The sequence below is a fragment of the Geobacter psychrophilus genome, from assembly GCF_056821595.1.
Genome location: NZ_JBXDTU010000002.1, coordinates 1 through 18,724, shown reverse-complemented (window position 1 = coordinate 18,724; position 18,724 = coordinate 1). Strand labels below are relative to the sequence as shown.

20 protein-coding genes are annotated in these 18,724 nt (G+C 49.6%); 12 read left to right on the top strand and 8 right to left on the bottom strand.

The genetic code is table 11. From position 1 onward, the window contains the following. Positions 1 to 70 precede the first annotated feature (70 nt). Together ACOCF6_RS00260 and ACOCF6_RS00255 are read right to left on the bottom strand one after the other, a co-directional pair. Positions 71 to 2,977 (bottom strand): Tn3 family transposase, encoded by a 2,907-nt coding sequence (locus ACOCF6_RS00260; RefSeq protein ID WP_482458382.1) that lies wholly within the window; start codon positions 2,975 to 2,977, stop codon positions 71 to 73. Between the two features lie 96 nt (positions 2,978 to 3,073). Further along, positions 3,074 to 3,655, bottom strand: coding sequence for a recombinase family protein (locus ACOCF6_RS00255; RefSeq protein ID WP_482458381.1), 582 nt, complete (start codon positions 3,653 to 3,655; stop codon positions 3,074 to 3,076). Between the two features lie 437 nt (positions 3,656 to 4,092). Between ACOCF6_RS00255 and ACOCF6_RS00250 the strand changes: the two genes are divergently transcribed. From ACOCF6_RS00250 to ACOCF6_RS00200, 11 genes are all read left to right on the top strand, one after another. Continuing rightward, positions 4,093 to 4,560 (top strand): hypothetical protein, encoded by a 468-nt coding sequence (locus ACOCF6_RS00250; protein WP_482458380.1) that lies wholly within the window; start codon positions 4,093 to 4,095, stop codon positions 4,558 to 4,560. Positions 4,561 to 4,586: 26 nt separating this feature from the next. Further along, a complete protein-coding gene (locus tag ACOCF6_RS00245; protein ID WP_482458379.1) occupies positions 4,587 to 5,009 on the top strand; it encodes a hypothetical protein in 423 nt (140 codons plus the stop codon). Between the two features lie 251 nt (positions 5,010 to 5,260). Continuing rightward, the gene (locus ACOCF6_RS00240) at positions 5,261 to 5,527 is read left to right on the top strand and encodes a hypothetical protein (protein ID WP_482458378.1); all 267 of its coding nucleotides are present in this window, start codon (positions 5,261 to 5,263) and stop codon (positions 5,525 to 5,527) included. Further along, entirely contained in the window at positions 5,524 to 6,453 is a 930-nt protein-coding gene (locus ACOCF6_RS00235; RefSeq protein WP_482458377.1) for a GerMN domain-containing protein, read from the top strand. The genes ACOCF6_RS00240 and ACOCF6_RS00235 overlap by 4 nt, the downstream gene beginning before the upstream one ends. 167 nt (positions 6,454 to 6,620) lie before the next feature. Further along, positions 6,621 to 6,980, top strand: coding sequence for a hypothetical protein (locus ACOCF6_RS00230; protein WP_482458376.1), 360 nt, complete (start codon positions 6,621 to 6,623; stop codon positions 6,978 to 6,980). Positions 6,981 to 7,054: 74 nt separating this feature from the next. After that, entirely contained in the window at positions 7,055 to 7,492 is a 438-nt protein-coding gene (locus tag ACOCF6_RS00225) for a cytochrome c (protein WP_482458375.1), read from the top strand. A gap of 31 nt (positions 7,493 to 7,523) precedes the next feature. Continuing rightward, positions 7,524 to 8,165, top strand: a complete 642-nt coding sequence (locus tag ACOCF6_RS00220; RefSeq protein WP_482458374.1) for a YHS domain-containing protein — start codon at positions 7,524 to 7,526, stop codon at positions 8,163 to 8,165. Positions 8,166 to 8,187: 22 nt separating this feature from the next. Then, positions 8,188 to 8,367, top strand: coding sequence for an SAP domain-containing protein (locus tag ACOCF6_RS00215; protein ID WP_482458373.1), 180 nt, complete (start codon positions 8,188 to 8,190; stop codon positions 8,365 to 8,367). A 99-nt stretch (positions 8,368 to 8,466) separates the two neighbouring features. Further along, positions 8,467 to 10,857, top strand: a complete 2,391-nt coding sequence (locus tag ACOCF6_RS00210) for a multicopper oxidase domain-containing protein (RefSeq protein WP_482458372.1) — start codon at positions 8,467 to 8,469, stop codon at positions 10,855 to 10,857. A gap of 72 nt (positions 10,858 to 10,929) precedes the next feature. After that, on the top strand, positions 10,930 to 11,328 hold the full coding sequence (locus ACOCF6_RS00205) for a DUF302 domain-containing protein (RefSeq protein ID WP_482458371.1): 399 nt from the start codon (positions 10,930 to 10,932) through the stop codon (positions 11,326 to 11,328). A gap of 12 nt (positions 11,329 to 11,340) precedes the next feature. Beyond that, on the top strand, positions 11,341 to 11,631 hold the full coding sequence (locus ACOCF6_RS00200; RefSeq protein WP_482458370.1) for a hypothetical protein: 291 nt from the start codon (positions 11,341 to 11,343) through the stop codon (positions 11,629 to 11,631). 105 nt (positions 11,632 to 11,736) lie between these two features. Here ACOCF6_RS00200 and ACOCF6_RS00195 read toward each other — a convergent pair whose 3' ends face one another. Together ACOCF6_RS00195 and ACOCF6_RS00190 are read right to left on the bottom strand one after the other, a co-directional pair. Continuing rightward, the gene (locus tag ACOCF6_RS00195; RefSeq protein WP_482458369.1) at positions 11,737 to 12,450 is read right to left on the bottom strand and encodes a recombinase family protein; all 714 of its coding nucleotides are present in this window, start codon (positions 12,448 to 12,450) and stop codon (positions 11,737 to 11,739) included. Positions 12,451 to 12,585: 135 nt separating this feature from the next. Next, the gene (locus ACOCF6_RS00190; RefSeq protein ID WP_482458368.1) at positions 12,586 to 12,798 is read right to left on the bottom strand and encodes a hypothetical protein; all 213 of its coding nucleotides are present in this window, start codon (positions 12,796 to 12,798) and stop codon (positions 12,586 to 12,588) included. Positions 12,799 to 13,359: 561 nt separating this feature from the next. Here ACOCF6_RS00190 and ACOCF6_RS00185 point away from each other — a divergent pair. Then, a complete protein-coding gene (locus ACOCF6_RS00185; protein WP_482458449.1) occupies positions 13,360 to 13,599 on the top strand; it encodes an FKBP-type peptidyl-prolyl cis-trans isomerase in 240 nt (79 codons plus the stop codon). A gap of 332 nt (positions 13,600 to 13,931) precedes the next feature. Here ACOCF6_RS00185 and ACOCF6_RS00180 read toward each other — a convergent pair whose 3' ends face one another. The 4 genes from ACOCF6_RS00180 to ACOCF6_RS00165 all read right to left on the bottom strand — a co-directional run. Continuing rightward, entirely contained in the window at positions 13,932 to 14,738 is an 807-nt protein-coding gene (locus tag ACOCF6_RS00180) for a transporter (protein ID WP_482458367.1), read from the bottom strand. A gap of 122 nt (positions 14,739 to 14,860) precedes the next feature. Next, positions 14,861 to 15,433: a hypothetical protein gene (locus ACOCF6_RS00175; protein ID WP_482458366.1), complete on the bottom strand. Its 573-nt coding sequence runs from the start codon at positions 15,431 to 15,433 to the stop codon at positions 14,861 to 14,863. Positions 15,434 to 15,568: 135 nt separating this feature from the next. Beyond that, complete coding sequence (locus tag ACOCF6_RS00170; RefSeq protein ID WP_482458365.1) at positions 15,569 to 15,877, bottom strand: hypothetical protein; 309 nt, start codon at positions 15,875 to 15,877, stop codon at positions 15,569 to 15,571. A 510-nt stretch (positions 15,878 to 16,387) separates the two neighbouring features. Continuing rightward, positions 16,388 to 18,724, bottom strand: a 2,337-nt coding sequence (locus ACOCF6_RS00165; protein WP_482458364.1) for a heavy metal translocating P-type ATPase, incomplete at its 5' end; no start/stop codon positions are given.

The window sequence follows — 18,724 nt, the reverse complement described above, 5'->3', positions numbered from 1 at the left end:
GGTGAATATGTGCACAATCTATAGGAACTACATTCGTTCAACCTTCTGAATAACAAGCTATCAATCTCGGTCAAGCTGCAAGCGGCAACCGGGCCTCCATATCCAGCTCAAAACGTCCATAAGGATTGATATGCTGGGTGATAAGCGGACTCAGCGCCGCCAGATCCCGGGGTGTCATCCGTTCCGACCAGCCAGGCTCCTCAAGCACCTGCTGGATCATTAAGGTGTTGATGTAAACCATGCTCGCTTGCAGCAGATGCAGACACAACAGGCCCATTTCCTGATTATCCTTGCGGTTTGTTGATATTTCACCCCGTTTGCCGTAATAGATGAAACCGTTGGTGCTGTTCCAGCTTTCAACCACGTTGAGGCCAACGTGAATCTCCCTCCGTAGTTCTTCAGAATCCAGATAACGACAGAGGAATATGGTTTTAATGGCCTTACCCAGCTCTGCCAATGCCTTGTAGGCAGGATGCTGGATATTGCTCCGGCTAAATCGGCGCAAAAGGCTCTCCGCATCCGCCATTCCCAACTTCAGAGCGGCGGCGTGCTTCACCATGGTATCCAGTTGTTCTTCAATCAGTTCCCAGTTGATTGCCTTGGCTGCCATCACCGGATTTATGTTGGAAAAATCCTGTCCGGCCTCTGCCTTGTACAGTTTCTGCCTGTTAATCCCTTTCAGCCGCGGCATAAGATCAAACCCCAGTAGTCTGCAGAAAGCAAAAGCAATGGCGTTCTGGCCGTGACTGTCAACATACTGGCGGTCAACCTCCATTTCGGTACAATGTCGCAGTACCCCTTGGATCATTGCAGCGGCTTCCGAAGAAGAGACCCGCTTGAACTGTGAGTAGATGCAGGTTGCATTCTTCTCAACATGCCAGTAAACCATGACCCCTCGACCTCCATATCGGAGGTGCCATTCGGTCAGGAGGTTCTGGTCCCAAGCTCCGAACTGTTTTGAATCTGCTGCACAGGCAGTTGTGGCTTCGCCCCAGACTCCCGGCAGACGTACAGCCAGGGTAGCGTTCACCACTTGGGCAATGGCTTGGCGCAAACCTTCGTTGGAGATAAACCGCCGCCGAATGTAGAGTAGTTCCTTGTAATCATCTTCCGGCAAGGACTCCATGCTCTTGATGCCCGTATTTGTCCCCATGCCAAACAAGCTGAGCAGAATTCTTCGCTGGAGAGTGGCCTTATCCATATGGCTGCGTTCGGTACCGCTTTGAATAAAACGGGAAAAGTCCGCACGCAGATCTGTTTCCTTCAGGATGTCAAGCAGGCTCGTGCCGGGCCAACGTTGATTAATCTCCCGCTTGAGTGTTGCAAGGTTTTCCGGTTCTGTTTGTGGTTCAAAGGGAGTAATTGATATCTTGTGCCCATTCTTGATTGGGACGATATTCACTTTGGGGTTTGCAATTATCCGCTCGTCAAGGTTCTTCAGGTGGAGCGTCAGTTCCTCCCGTAGTGATGCGGTGAAGGCCTTTGCATCAAGGGGAATACCCAGATCCTCGTAGTAGGCAGCTTTGCGCTCCTCAAAATCCTGGGGTAAATCATCTTCCGGATTACGATACCGCCGGCTGCCTACTACCCAAATTTCACGGCAACGGAGCTGTTCGCGCAGGGCCTTCAGGACGCATATTTCGTAGGCCACCCGGTTGACTTTTTCATCCTCGATGACCAGCGGCATCCAGCTTGACGGTACGATTCCCTTCAGGGGTATTTCCATCCCTTCCGGGAAAAATGGTTTCTTGATTTCCAACTGTGATTTTACGAGCACAAGCGCCTGCATCAGCGGTTGATATTGAGTATTGGTACAGCGGAACTCCAGGTTGTTTAACAGTTCCGGAAGCATTCTGCGGTAGTGAAAACGATAGGAACTCTGCAAGGCCTTCTTGACTTTGCCAGTATATCCCGCCGCACCCTCTACTTCCAGAATCAGTGCCTGCAACCATTTTTCAGGAGCTTCTGGAAAAATTACTTCTGCAACGACACCTTGGGGTGCTTCTACCGAGGCCTTAGCAATCCGATAGAGCTTTGCCATCTTACTGGGTGCTTTTTGAAGAGCCTCGCTCAGGCTCTCATCAATACGACTTTCAGCCTTTTTACCCATCTTGTGGACGGTCTCAACCAGCAGGTCCACCAGGTGATCGGTAAGTTCCTCACTGCGAAGGTGGAGGAATGCGGCCATTAAAGTCACACGCAAATGATCTGTGTGACGTCTCAATTCAAAAGGTTCCTCGACGGCAGCTCGTTTGGCGTACCGTTCTAAAAGTTTCGGAGAGACTGATTTGAAAAGTGCGTCAGACATTCCTATTTCTCTGACGGTTCGCAGGCGGGCAACAGCCTCCTTGACACTTTCCAAACCGGCTTTACCGGGATCACTCTTGAGGGTTTGCCAGGCTGTCCACTCTGCTTCGTCTCCCATCGAGTGTTGAAGTTGGAGAAGAGAATCCAGGCGACCCAGCGTTGCTGAGTTTAGGTTCTGAACAAGGGTCTCGCAGAAGCGGGTCTCATGCTCCTGGAAAGCAGATTGAATTAATCGGTTTGAGTGGTCTGATGCGGGTAGTTCTATTCGAAGATCACGACATCTCTGCGATAGGGCTTCTCGCACACGGTCCGCCCGATATCCCTGAGGAATTATTTCTTCAACAAGCCAGCGTCTGAAAATTTCCAAATCGGAGAGAGTAACTTCCCGATAACCGCACCATTCACGAATATCGGCACGGTGACGTTTGATGGTTCGCCCTTCCCAGTTCAGGTCAAGCCATGCTTCGACTGGGACCCCGATCTGTTCAGCGATATTGGCAAGAATTTCTTTGCCCACCTCTCCCTGCCAGTTAGGAAACCTTCCCTTGACCTGGAAAAATTTCAAAAGAACTGCAAATCCCAAACGCCCATGGGGTGTTCGATTTGTCAGCATTCGCTCTTCTTCTGGAAGAATGAGCCACTCCTCTGGATGAACAAGGGGATGCGCCATGTGCAGGTCACCACATCATTTTAGATTTGTGCGAAAAGAACCGATTGCGTATATATCACTGGTTGAATTCAATAAAACCATTGCCAGGAGTTCATTCTACCGGTCTTGGACCAATTCGCTTTCTCGTTGCAGGGTACCTACTAATGTACTCCGTGGAATACCAAGAGTTCGCGCAGCCGCCGATACTGTACGTCCTCCGGCAAGTAATTCTTTTGCGGCTTCTATTTTTTCAAAATCTAGTGCACGCGGCCGACCGCCTTGCCGCCCCCTACGTTCCGCTGCGCGCAGACCGGCTATCACGCGTTCTCGAATAAGGGCTCGTTCGTATTGGGCTAATGCACCAAACAAGTGGAACAGCAGCTCCCCTGTGGCGGTGGTCGTGTCGATTGTCTCATTTAAAGAGCGAAAGCCGATACCACGCGACTTGAGACCGGCAACGATCTCAATGAGATGAGTCAATGAACGCCCCAGGCGGTCAAGTCGCCATACAACGAGAATGTCTCCTTCCGTGAGATAATCAAGGCACGCCTTGAGTCCGGGACGGTTATCTTTAGCACCAGAAGCCCGATCCTCATAAATATTCCGCTTATCGATCCCGACATTCAAGAGTGCGTCTTGTTGTAGATCCGTTGTTTGTCGGTCATCAGCTATACTGACCCTACAGTAGCCAACAAGCATGCTCACCTCTCCACGATAAACGTTATTCGATATGTTTTCGTGAATATCAAATGCAGTACCATTCCGTCAATGTTTTTCGTGATAAATTTCTATGTTTTTGATATGTTTGTCTCGCATAAGCCTGCGGTGACGATGCTTTCACGTAAAACAACTGTTTTTCGTGAATTTTTAGGAGAGGGCGATGTGGATTGGAAGATAAGATTATTGCGGTGCGTATGATACTTATTTACAAATGGCCCCTCATTGCATGAATGTTGGGGTTCCCCCTTAAAGCCAGTCTCTTTCATCAGAGAAAATGCTACACCTGCTGTTGAATAGTCTTCAGCAATAAACCCGACTTTTATAAAATACAATACAAAATAAGGGTGTTACAGTTTGGCATGATCAATGCTTTCTATTAGAATAAGATCCACACCAACAATAAGGAGACGTAAACAATGAAAAAGATGACCGTACTGATAGCAGCAGCTCTGGCCCTCACAGCCCCTATGGCTTCTTTCGCTGCTATGGACCATGGCTCCATGGATATGGGACATGGTGCCCATCAGGGCGATGTTGCCCATGAAGAGGTTGTCGACGGCGTCAAGGCGACCTTCAAGGTCATGAGCATGAAGGAGCACATGAAGGCCATGAACATGGAATTGCCCAAGGGTATGAAAGAAACCCACCACATTGCTGTTGAATTCAAGGATGCTAAAACCGGCAAAGCCCTGACCGAGGGCGAGGTCAAGGTCAAGGTACAGAACCCTGACAAAAGCGAGCAGAGCAAAGATCTGATGGCCATGCAGGGGCATTTTGGGGCGGATTTTGATTTTTCCAAGAAGGGTAAGTACGGCGTGATGAGCAAATTTCAACTGAAGGATGGAAAAGTACGCCAGGCCAAATTCTGGTACACGGTGAAGTAACACAACTACCAAAAGGAGATACGATCATGAAAAGATTCTTGAAAGTAATTCCAGTCATTGCACTGGCCCTGATTGCAGTACTGCCGCTCAGCGCCGCTGCAGCAGGCGGTAAAATCGCTAAAAGTGAAGTTGTCATGAAGATTGGGGACAAGGTCCACCTGTTCCACAGTAGCAATGTGCCGGCTCAAAAGGAGATTGCCGTGGGTGATGTGCTTCCGGTGTATCGACTAATTTTTAAAGGCTCCAGCGTTTCGGAAAGTAAGTCTGGTATAGGATCCGAGGAAAAAGAGGTCGGGCAGGTGAAGGTGCTCTCCTTCTTCGGTGAACATTACTTTGAAGCTGTGATTACTAAGGGGAAAATTCAAAAAGGCGACATCGCCAAGAGGGCAGGCACGGCTTTGCTGGTTCAACCCCAACCTGTAGCCGCTCCTCTTTCTGAATCTCACTAGTACTAATCTCCGGCCCCGGACTGGCAAACGGACCGTGATCTGATGGCCATGCAGGGGCATTTTGGGGCGGATTTTGATTTTTCCAAGAAGGGTAAGTACGGCGTGATGAGCAAATTTCAACTGAAGGATGGAAAAGTACGCCAGGCCAAATTCTGGTACACGGTGAAGTAAAAATTGACACAAACAAATATTATGATACGTTATTCAAACGGAGGTTTATATCTCCGAATTCCCAGAAGAAGGAGAATAATATGAAAAAAATGCTTTTGGTAATAGCAGCAGTGGGCCTGTTTGGTGCAATGCCGGCATTGGCAGCCGAGCATGCGGGCATGAAGATGGAGACATCTTCAGGCACGAGAGAATGTGCCTTACAGGCAGAAACGATCCAGGAGAAGATTAAGCGATTAGATGCTGAAGTTGCGAAGGGTACAAAGAAGTACAATGCCAAGGAGCTGAAAAATCTAGAGAAAAAATTGAAAGAAGCCAATAAAATTCTGGATCAACTGAACGGACCTTGAATTTAACCAACCGGGGCGGGCCAAAAGCCCGCCTCAGCTTTTCCAACCAAACTTCTATGAAAAAAATTATTTCCATTATTGTAACAATCTCATTGGCCATCTTTTTAGTCTACGCCATCACCTATCAGAAAAAAGAGATACCAGTTGAGAAACCTGGAAAGGTTGTGGCAACCCCAGTCTATGAGAAGTATTTTGGGGCAGCACCAACTGTTGACAAGGCTATTGCGTACGCTTTTGTGATCTATTTCCCTTCACGTAAAGATCCAGGCAAAGTAATTCCATTTCCGTTTTTTACCTTCGACGAGGGAAGCCTCAAGAAAGTAGCCGTCGAGCGCCTCTTGGGCGGCATGGATACCGGTAGCTACCAGGGGGAATTTATTACGTTCCCCAGCGGAAGTCGTCTGATCGCAATCAACGAAGATCAGGGTACGGTTACGGTAAACCTGAGCAAAGAACTGGATACATCGGCTGATGCTGCGACCGCTCATGCGCTTGCCTTGACCTTACATCAGTTCAAGGGGGTCAAGGATGTTCAGATCCAGGTTGAAGGAAAAGAAAGCCCATTAAGCACCTTGGTAAAAAATGCCGATGATAGTGCCGTCCAGCAGCCAGCACTCCCACGACTTCTGAGTGTCACCGCCATGCGGGATAAAGGGGCCAAGAACATCGAAGACGTGAATGCCTTTTTCGACCGTCCGGTGGAAGTCAAGGAACTGAAGCTTTTCTCCAAGGATGGGCAACCGTTTGCTGGCGACCTGTATCACTCAGTCTTTGACATGGCGGCAGTGTTCAAGCCGAAAGACCCGTCACAATTTAAGGAGCGCACGCCAATCAAGGTGCGCTGGAAGGTGGTTGATAAGCTTGGCCGGCAGGCAGAGGGAGACAATGTCTGGTTACTTGAAGTGAAACAGCACGAACAACAATGAGCTGTGGCTCAATCATCCTGATCAAGCGGATGCTATCCGCGCTGAATTATGACCTGGATCAAAGGGGAGAGCGTTTAGTCATATTCAGCTTTTGTGCAGAGAGGAGGTATGAGATTACAGGTTCTCCCTAACATCGGTGAAGAAACCACAATAAAGGAGATACGAAAATGAAAAATGTATTTAAGATCATAACGCTGCTCACACTTTCTGTCATGTTGGCGATTCCTGTCGTAAGCCAGGCTGCCAACAAAAAAGTCAAAAACGAAGTAGTCATGAAAATGGGCAACAAAGTACACCTGTTCCATAGTAGCAAAGTGGAGGCACAGAAGGAGATCGCGATTAACGACGTGCTCCCGGTTTTTCGTATTAGCGGCAAGAACCGTCAGGAGAAGGAAATCGGAGCTGTGAAGGTTCTCTCGTTCACAGGAGAGCACTATTTCGAAGCGGAAGTTATCAAAGGCGAGATAAAGGTCGGTGATGTCGCCAAAAAAGATGCTTCTTCATTACTGGTGCAGCCTGCAAAATAATATTACCGCACAAAAGGCGACGGGCCAACGACGTCCCGAAGCTTTTGTATCATGTTTACAGTTGAGGAGATAATATGAAGATATTTTTGTTAATCGCCGTGGCACTGTCTGCGGTTGTTTTACTCATTGAACCCATCGAAACATTCGCCCAAGGCAAGGAAACGCATGGCAAAACTGTGACATCTGCTGCTAAGATGCAGAAGATGCACGCCATGATGCCGATGTTTTCAGTGGCATCAGCCAAGCTGGAAGCAGCTCTGGAAAAGGGCGATGCAGCTGCTGTTGAGGCGGAAGCAGGAAAGATTATGGCAGCGCTTCCCGATCTGAAGAAGTCCAAACCGCATAAAAATGTAAAAGAGCGGAAAAAATTCGTGGATCTTGCAACAGACTTTGAAAAAACGGTAGCTTCCACGCAGAATCTTGCCAAAAAGGGAGATTTTGCCGGGGCAAAAACCGCTTTCAAAAAGGCTGAGGAAATATGTGCTGCATGTCATGCCAAGTTCCGCGATTGATCCTGCCGTTACAAAGGGTGGAGGTAAGGGTATGGAAGAGGTAAGCAGGTTAGCAAAAAGAATTCACGATCGGTTTAAACAACACAAACTCGAACTTGCCGACAAACAGCATCAGCTCGACAGCAACATGAAAGAATTGCTGGAACAGAGAGAACGATTTGCCGCCATTGCGAAGAGCAAGATAGAAACGATTATTTTTCCTCGCATGGAGGAATTAACCCAGTACTTCGACAATTCTAAGATTGAGTTTCTGCATACTGACTCTGATTATAACTGCCTCTGCGAGTTCGCCCATACACCGCGTTTCCCTGCAACTGTCAAGCTTCTCATCGCACTGTTGCCCGGTAAAGATGAGCACCTCACCGCCCGCTATGACCTGAGCATCCACCCTGTGCTTATGGAATTTAATGGCAACTCTGAAGAGATCTTTCCTCTTGATTGTGATGAGGAGCTTCTTGCCGGTTGGGTGGAGGACAGAATCCTCGAATTCATTGATACCTATCTCCGTCTGGAATCACACCCCTTCTACCAGAAAGACAACACCGTCATTGACATTGTCTGTGGAATGCATATTCCGTCAACATCCGCAACAGGCACTGTCGAACGGGATGGTCGGACATTCTACTTTTGCTCCGAACAGTGTAAAGAAGCTTTTATCAAGGGAAGCAACTAAGTTTCGCAGGAGGTAACAGAATATGAAGCTTGCAGAAGTCAGGGAATTGGCTGCTCAACGAGGATTAAAAACAGACAAAATGAAAAAAACTGCGGTTGTAAAGGCTGTCCAGGCGGCAGAGGGAAATACTCCCTGCTTTGATACGGGGGCGGCAGCGGAGTGTGGCCAAGCAAACTGTCTTTGGCGGGTAGACTGCAAATAGTCAACGCACGACGGTACATATGTCTTTAAATCCCGGCTCTTCGCTGTCTGTTAATCTCACCAACTAACCCGATTGGCTGTGCAGAACAGGAGACCCAGCATGCAGATGTTTGCCCGGCTATCGTTCGTATTAAGTCTCATGGTGGCCGTTTGTTTCGTCGCTCCATCGGTGCAGGCCGCAACTGTAGAATATGACCTCACGATAGCTCAACAGGATGTCAATATCACCGGCACATCCACACCGGCAATGACCATAAATGGTGGCATTCCTGGCCCGACTCTCCGTTTCACCGAAGGAGACCTGGCCCGTATCCGCGTCCACAATGCGATGCCGGCGGAGACTTCCATCCATTGGCATGGCGTACTCGTGCCCCCCGGCATGGATGGTGTCCCCTTCATCAGTTTTCCCCCAATTGCGCCAGGTGCTACCTTCACCTACGAATTTCCGATCCGCCAAAGCGGTACGTACTGGTACCATTCCCACACGGGTCTGCAGGAACAGAGCGGGGTCTATGGCGCCATAGTCATCGAGCCGCGCGGCAAAGCTGCTTCAACGGCGCGGGATTTTGTTGTTCTGTTCTCGGATTGGACTGATGAAGATCCCCATTCGGTCTACCGGACCCTGAAACGTGGTAGCGAGTGGTACGCCCTGAAGAAGGGGAGTGCCCAAAGCATCATCGGCGCTTCTCGCCTCGGCATGCTGGGAGCGTATTTCGGCCGCGATCTTCAGCGCATGCCGGTCATGGATATCGCCGACGTTGCCTACGACCGTTTTCTCGCCAATGGCAAGCCGGAGATCGTACTCGATGCCAAGCCGGGCGAAACGGTGCGGCTACGCATCATTGACGGTTCCGCCACTTCATTCTTCTATCTGGAATTCGCCGGCGGACCCGTACGCATCATTGCCGCAGATGGTCAGGATGTCGAATCTATCAAGCATCAACGTTTTTTGATCGGAGTCGCCGAAACGTATGATCTGCTTCTGACGGTGCCTGATAACGGTGCTTACGAGTTTCGGGCGACGGCTCACGATGGTTCAGGATATGCATCGGTCTGGATCGGTTCCGGTGAACGCCATGCTGCTCCTGAAGTTCCGAGACCAAATCTATATTCCTCCATGGGGTCTTCCAGTCTGGGGAAAATTTTTGCTCTTACCCCGGATGGTGTTACGGGAATGACGGATCGTGCTGTGGATGCCGGACAGTTTGACAAACCGGGCATAATGGGGATGGAGGAGATGAAAGGGGACTCCATGGCTGGCATGGACGGCATGGAGCACGATGCTACTGCGCCGACTACGACGATGGACGATGGGGCTCATGCCGGTATGTCAATGGATATGTCAGATATGTCGATGTCTACTGGCACTGTTACGCAACACGATTCCAATATTATGCCAGGAATGGCCGACACACAGACCACAACCGAAGAGTCCCCGCGGGAGTCAGGAGACCAAAACTTTGGTTTTGGCTTCAGCCTGCTTGCCGGCGACGTGGCCATTTCAGGAAACCTGGCAATGGATGGCATGAGCGAAGCCCGCCCATGGCCACCTTATGCCCAACTGCGCGCTATCAAACCCACAGCCCTGGATGCAGGGAAACCGGTACGCGAGATCCGACTCACCCTCGACGGCGACATGCAGCGTTATGTCTGGTTCATCAACAACAGAGCGCTGTCTGAAAGCGAATCAATCCGGATACGTGAGGGGGAGGTGGTGCGCTTCATCATGATCAACCGCACCATGATGCATCACCCGATGCATCTGCACGGCCACTTCTTCCGGGTGATCAATGGCCAGGGTGATTACTCGCCACTCAAACATACTGTCGATGTCGTTCCCATGGCTACCACGGTCATCGAATTTGACGCCAATGAAGTTGGCGACTGGTTCTTCCACTGCCACCTGCTCTACCACATGGAAGGGGGAATGGCACGCATGGTTCATTACGACAATTTTGCCATCAACCCTCAACTTGAGGTGATCCGTTCCCAGCTCTACAAGGATCCGCTGGTTTTCTTCGGAGAAGCAGACTTACTTAGCAACAGTACAGAGGGGTTCGTGAAGATCTCCACTACCCGCAACATATTCACTGCTGCCTGGGAAGTGGGGTGGCAGAAAGTGCCGAACGCAGAATGGGAACTCCTCCTTACCTGGGACCGTTACATAAACCGGTTTTTCAGCGTGTTTGTCGGGGCGGATCTTGGCAATGCAATCAGGGAGGACCGGGGAGTACTGGGTATCCGCTACCTGCTGCCGCTAAACGTACAACTCAGCTCCTTCGTGGGAAGCGACGGCCGTGCTCGCGCAGTGGCCGCCAAGAATTTTCAGCTTACGCCACGTCTGGCACTAAACGGTCAGGCCCAGTACGATACCGAGGGCAAATGGGAATATCTGACCGGTTTGTCCTATACCTTCAGTAAAGCTTTTTCCTTACGCTTTCAGTGGCATTCGGATTACGGTGTCGGCGGAGGTGTGCAAATGCGATTTTAATTTCAGTAAGTTACGAGCATGTCACGTCAGAATCCGTGACTAATCCGGCAACCGCAATAAAGGAGGAATGACATGGATGCTGAAACGTCATACGCATTCGGCAAAAAAGTTGATGCACCGTTCAGAGAGGTTGAACAGAAGGTCCGGGTGGAACTTGCCAAGGAAGGTTTCGGCGTTTTGACCGAGATCAATATTCAAGACAAATTCAAGGAAAAGCTCGGTCGGGACTTTCGCGAATACGTTATTCTGGGTGCCTGTAACCCAGCACTGGCATGGGAGGCATTTGCCAAGGAGATAAACATTGGTACATTACTCCCCTGCAATGTGGTCGTCTACCGGGATGACAGCGGTGAAACCGTGGTCATGGTCATGGACCCAGTTGCCGCCCTTGGTGTTATCGGCAATGCCGAACTCACCGAAATTGCCGCGCAGGTTAGGGTTAAGATGGAACGTGTTCTGGCTGCACTTTAGCAACGAAATTGAATGAGAAAGTTTGTACTGCTTGGAGGAATTCTTTTATCCGCTGCCCTTACCTGGTTTGCCGTAAGCAATTATCTGAGTGCCCGTCCGGTTGCCGAGGAAAACCTGCGTGGTCTTGCCCTGTCTCTCACCGCCGCCATTGAAAATATCTCTCTTCACAACCCCGCCTTGCGGAACCTCGATTCATTTAAGTCACAGGATATAGCCTTTTTCGCGCTTATAGGCCGAAAGGGTCTGTACCGTTTTCACACCAACCCTGATCTTATCGGCGCACCTACGCTAGGCTTTTTATAAAGGGGTAGTGTTACTGCCAAAAATAATCGACTTCCAAATTTCACGTATAAAGCGATTTCTCTTCCAGCCCCTAATCTTACCCTTCAACGAAAATATGTCTTTTAATTAATTTGCCCTCGTTTTGGCTGTTTTAAGCTCATCACCAACTGAAAGCATCTTTTTTACAGAAGAAGCATACCACTGAACGCCACGCTTAGGGTGAACACCCCTCTGGTTGAGATCGCTGGCAATTCCCCTCAAAGACACACCGGCCGTCTTCATTTGATGCATTGCATCCAGGATTGCCAACTCCTCTACATTTGGAACGAGTCGAGCCTTTTCTCCTTCTGCATCAACCCGGTCGAAACCATACGGGGTGGGTGAATATGCTTCCCCTACCCTGCGCTTATGGTCGAGAGAGGACTTGGTACGTTCACCAATCAGCTCACGCTCGAACTGGGCCAAGGCAGCAAGGATCGTGAATACCAGCCGCCCAGTGGCACCGGAAGTGTCGATCCTCTCCGAAATACTCACCAGATCGGCATCACGCTTCTGTAGATGATCGGCAATATCCAGAAGATCCCGCGTCGACCTGGCCAGTCGGCTGAAGGAGTAAGCCACTAAAGCGGTTCCCTTATCTACCTTATCCAAGGCCAGTCTCAATCCTTCCCGTTTCTTCATCGATTTGCCGGAAACACCTGCATCCTCTTCAATAGAAATCAGCTCATACTCATGCATATCGCACCAGGCTCGAATCTTCTCCTTTTGTGCTTCCAGGGAGACTCCTTCTTCTGCCTGTTTCTCTGTGGAGACTCGTATATATCCGATAGCTTTTTTCATTCAAATATCCATTTTGGTACGTCAAATTTGTCTAAATCCGTACACGACCGCCCGGTCGTGTACGGACACCAATAGAAATAATGACCACATATGCTCATTTAACGTCATTATTCGCTTTTAGAGCGGTAATTGAGCTTATTGCTCATTATCGACAATTATGGGGCTTTTACCCATTAGACGCGCAATGTTGCGCTGTATGTTTTCTGCTTCAGCTTTAAAAAGACAGTCAACAGCCATATCTAGGATTTGCTGCAAGGTTTTACCTGGATGTTGCGAAGTGATATAGTTCAGTTTTTCCAAAGTAAGCGGATTATCGAACTCAATGCGATTAACTTTCTTTCTTGCCATTATTGCCTCCATGATCTCTACATAAACATAATCACGCAAATAACACTTTAATGGTAATTATATGCAATAAATCGCAAATAGCAATAATAAAGCGATTAATAGGCTTTTGGGTGAATATACGACAAGGGGAGGGGATTCAATGTAGTGGGGGACTAAATGCTAGATAAGAACGTGAACTGTCACTACACAACCGCAGCATTTACCGCTTCTCCTGAATCCGTGGACTTCGTCATGTGGTGCTGACTTGTCCGGATGACGGCCTTGTATGCTGTTTCTGTTCGTCGGCTCATAGCTTTGCGCTCCGGCTTCCTCCAGACCCCTCCTCGCGGAGACGCCCTTGCCTTCGGCTAGTACTTGTTTTACCCTGTCTCACGACAGTGACTGGATTCACGTACAGGGGACTTGCACACCATAAGTTCACGCCCATGACGGGCGTACACCAGACCTGTTGCCTCTGACTCTCGTTGAGGCACTGTGCTGCATGACAATCAATAGCATTATCCTGTTTCAGGGTTTGGTAACCAACAACAGCTCAATTGAGGTGGCCTGTCAACAGTGGCCATGACGATGATGGGTACGCCGCCAAGTGAATTAGAAATTAACAGCATCATGAAATGCTGGAGAGAAGGGATTCAGAAAATGAGGGCTGGCGGCAAAGCAAGATTATCCTGTCCAGCATCGTTGGCCTATGGCGAGAATGGCTACGGGAATTTAGTTCCACCAGGAGTTGCGCTTGCTTTTGAGATCGAGTTGCTTGACGTCAAGAAGGAGCCTCAAGTGACGAATCATGAACAGCTATAACAATGCTAGAATCCATGGGATCTTGAGTCTGTGAGCCGCGCTGATGCATCCTCCAGTACATCAAGCGGATGCACCAGCGCGATCAGTTAACGGTATTTGAACAACAATAATTTCATTCAACTTCACAAAGTTGTTCTCGACTGCCTCACGCGCAGTTATGGCCTCATCAGTTAAAGGGCTCCCTGAAGAGTAGCACGTAGTGGTGCGGTTCAGGAAGAACCGGGAGAAGATAGAGCGGTTTTTGGAAGAGCACGACCCCTTCCTTCCAACAGTAAAAAATGCCTGCACTGAATAAATGGAGGCATTTTTTTGTAGCAATTGGGAGATGTTTTCTAAAACATCTTATGCTCAAATGACAGATACGCCAGACCGCCATATTCCCCTTTGGATGGTCCGACTCCAATTGGTATGGAGAAACCTGGGACGATTTGAAGCCCTGATTTAAGGTTGATAGCAAAGCGAACGCCCGGATTGATAAAAAAGGTGCTTGCTTGTTGTTTACTTCCATCCGATTGCACCGATTCACCCGATGTTCCCGCAGTTTCTAGCATCAGATTGAAATTCTCAGTGGCAAGATAGATAAGGCTGGCACCATAATTAAACGCAGTCGTATCGGATCTTGCTCCGCCTGATTCCCTGCTGCGTGGTGTGTAGGTAGCACCAAGATTCCAGTGGGTAACCAACTTTTCTGATAATTCTATACTCATAGCGATATTCGTCTGTAGTCCAACGGAATCGGTACCATGGCTCTTTTTGTAATCTCCCGTTGGCAGAATCACGGAAAATCTTGGAGCAACCGCTATATGATCCTTCAAAATAGCCTGATAACGGTAATTCAGAGCAATATCTCCAATACCGCTCGAATTTATGGGATCGGTCAAATGTACCAATGGGATGGTATAGGAAAACTGATGAGTTTCTTTAGGCACCGGCCATTCCTGCGTAAAGGTATAAATCCAATCCTTTGACTTTTGCAGATACATAAAGCTCTGGATATGTTGCACAACCCCTGCTTCTTGATTGTACGCTTCCTCCAGCAGAAATGAGTTGTCCTGAATTTTCTTTTCCACCTCTGCCATAACATACGTAGGAAGAAGAGATACAACAAATAAAACGAATGATAGCGCTTTTACCTTCATTTACACACCCCTTGTTGAAATTGATAACCGTTTTCATTTATACGGAATGTGTCAGATGATGTCAAGCGTATATAATACATTTGGAAAATATCAAAACATCCCCATCATTTTGATTATGGCGATCAAATATCCTGGTTGTTTAGTTTCACTGATAGCCCTCGTATATCCTTTGAGAATCGGGGGAATTTGGGGTATCGAGTTACCGGTGCATTATAGATCGGTGATATATTGAATATGTTGTCGCCTTCCTTCAGGTCTATATCTTTTTCAATGATCACATCAGATAAGGGAACAGCAATAGAAACATGGTGCTTGCCTGGCTGAAGCTGAAGCGTCTTTTTGAAATTATACCTCCATCCTGTGCCCACTTCCGGATTGTTTTTGAAGTCGCCTGGCAAGTCTTCAAGTACGGGGTCATCAGATAACACCGCAGTCTGTCCATCAATATTTAAAATTGCTGTGTAGGGAGGGTCTGTATGCTTATAGTAGGTATTGATGAACCGGGCCTTGAAATTCTTGATAGAAAATCCAACCTTGAGCACCGCCCTGCCAGGCACTGCCTGCGTAGTTTTTACTTCCTGAAAAACATCCTGTCGCGAAGCAATGGATGTTTTAGTAATTAAATCCCTGTTCCCCGCACAGCCTGTAAGGGAAGCCAGCACAACCACCAGAATCAAATTTACGAATGTTTTCATGATGCGTCCTCCTTTTGAAAGTTTTTCGCTTAAATTCTAAATCCAAAATCTTTACTTGGTTGCCTGTATTCCATTCGTTCTCAATATGCGTGGAAGGGGGCCATTCGGCCCCCTTCCACATATTTTCAATAACGTCTAAAGACAGTTGCAAGGCTCAAGATTCATGCTCACAGCCACAGACTTGATCTTCGTTTTTATTCTCTTAATATCCTCTTCCAGTTCAGCAACCCGCCACGTATCAAGTCCATCATAGGCATAAAGGCCACGGAGTTCCAGGTCCGTAACTTTAAGCTGTTCCCTGAGATCTGCCGTTTGTAGCCGGAACTTGTTTAATGCTTCTGTATGCATGACCTTGATACTTGACGTACCATCTTCAGCATAGACAGCACCGCTGAGGGATAAAACCATCGCGACGACAAAAGTTGCCAATATTTGCTTTTTCATAACTATATCTCCTTGAATATATACGTTAGTTTTTGAAAGACAGACCTTACTATGTAGAGGTGCCGCTCTCTACGAATGTTGAGAATCAGAGTTACCTGGTTTCGGAGGGTGGAAAATCTCGCTCATAGAGGGATCTGGTATTGCTTCAGAAACATCCGGGTAATTGAGCTCTGCTATGTGGACGCTTGTATGAATCTCAATCGGTAGACTTATATCGACAATGCTGCAAATACATAAGGGACAGACCGGTGTTGAGCAAGGGAGCGGACAGCTCTGACCTCCATTCGGATTGCAGTGGTTGTTGTCTGTAGTTTCGACTTTTACGATCTGATCCGCAAAAGTTGTGGACGCCAAGCCGGAAAACAGCATGACAACAGCAAGCAGGAGGATTGCTGATATGATTCGAAACCAGTGTGTTCGCATAAAATTCTCAATTTTGAAGTAATAAGTCAGAGGATGTCGATCTTGAGACGGCCAACTAAGTTGCCCGCTCCTACCTCATGCTTTGTTTTATTTACGCAACATCCGCAGCCCATTGGCCACCACAATCATGCTCGCCCCCATGTCGGCAAAAACTGCCATCCACATGGTGGCATGCCCCAAGAGCGTGAGCACGAGAAACACAACCTTGATTCCCAGCGCCAAGGCGATGTTCTGCTTCAGTATCGCCGAAGTGGTACGTGAGAGTTGTACAAAGACCGCCACCTTGCGCAGATCGTCGTCCATCAGAGCTACATCGGCAGTCTCGATAGCGGTGTCCGTACCAGCAGCACCCATGGCAAAACCAACATCGGCGCGTGCCAGAGCCGGGGCATCATTAATGCCGTCGCCCACCATACCTACGGTACCGCCGTTGCCCTGGAACGTTTCAATGACGCTTAGCTTATCCTCCGGTAACAGTCCGGCCCTAACCTCGTCAATGCCGACCGACCTGGCAATCGCCTCGGCGGTATGTTGGTTATCACCGGTGAGCATCATTGTGCGTACACCGAGCCGGTGCAGGTCGGCGATGGCCTCGCGGCTTGATTCCTTGATCGTGTCTGCAACGCCGAACAACGCCAGCGGCCGGGTATCATCCGTCAGCAGGACCACGCTCTTTCCTTGGCGTTCAAGGGTCATAATCCGGGATGAAATATTAGGCTCTGCGAAGCCGTTTTCTGCAATGAGCCGGGAGTTTCCGAGGTAATACACACGATCGCCGATACGACCGGTGACGCCACGGCCAGCCAGAGCGGCAAAATCCGAAACTTCTCGCGGCATGATACCGTCTGTTTCAGCAGACACAGCAATGGCGTGCGAAACCGGATGATCGGAGCGGCTGGCCAGGCTTGCGGCAAGACAACGTACTTCTTCCGGATCAATTCCGTTCAGCGCTTCGAAGTCAGTCTGCGCCGGTTTGCCATGAGTGATAGTGCCGGTCTTGTCCAGCGCCAGCCAGGCAAGCTTGCGCCCTTCCTCCAGGTAGACTCCGCCCTTGATCAGGATGCCGCGCCGTGCGGCGGCGGCAAGGCCGCTGACAATGGTGACCGGCGTTGAAATTACCAGCGCGCAGGGACAGGCTATGACCAGCAACACCAGTGATTTATATATCCACTCAAACCACACACCGCCGAAAACCAGCGGTGGAATTACGGCTACAGCCAGCGCCACGGCGAATACCGCCGGAGTATACACCCGGGCAAACTGGTCAACGAAACGCTGGGTCGGTGCGCGGCTCCCCTGTGCCGCCTCGACCGCGTGAATGATGCGGGTCAGCGTCGAGTTAGTGGCAACGGCCGTCACTCGAAACAGGAACGATCCTGCCTGATTGATCGTACCGGCAAAGACCGGTTCACCCGGTCCCTTCTCCACCGGCAGGCTTTCGCCGGTGATCGGGGCCTGATCAACCGTCGAATTACCTTCGACCACCACCCCGTCCAGAGCGATCCGCTCACCCGGTCGGACGCGGACGATGCTGTCCAATGCAACACTCCCGGCTGGAACCTCGCCCCATGAGCCGTCGGGGAGCTGTACCGTGGCGTTTTCCGGGGTCATGGCCATCAAGCCACGGATAGCGTTGCGGGCACGATCGAGTGACTTGGCTTCAATCACTTCGGCCAGAGCGAACAGGAACATTACCATGGCCGCCTCCGGCCACTGGCGGATGAACAATGCGCCGGTCACGGCGATGGACATGAGCGCATTAATGTTCAGGTTGCGGTTGCGCAGCGCAATCCACCCCTTTTTGTAGGTCTTCAGACCGCCCGTCAGGATTGCGACAAGCGCCAGCAACAGCGTCAGCCAGTGATGGCCGACAGTCGCTAATTCAATTATTTCGGCACTCAAAGCGGCCAGCCCTGATACGATCAGCGGCCACCAATTGGTCTTTTCTTCCCTGGGTAATTCGGCCTGTGTCTCCACCGCACCAACCTGCATACCGATGGCCTTCAGGGCAACTTCCACCGAATCCAGCGATGGCAGGGTGTGGGAGATGGTAAGGATTCGCTGCAAGAGGTTGAATTCGAGTCCCGTCACGCCAGGAAACCCTTTAAGCTTGCTGCGTATCAGCGCCTCTTCGGTCGGGCAGTCCATGTTTTCGATGTGCAGTTGATCCTGACGACCAGTCTGAGCAACTGGTTGTAACGGTTGTTTGGCACTCTCTGCTTCGACGGTCTTTTCATCACCGTCGGCGCCAGTGGCGTAGCCCGCTGCTTCGATGCTCTCACGGATCGCAGTTGCTGTGGTCTTGGCCGGATCATAGAGCACCACAACCTTTCGGTCGCTGAGCAGTGTCGTTATCTTCGTCACTCCGACAATGCTCTTTGCTACACTTTCCAGATGTTTGGCGCAGCCGGAGCAATCCATACC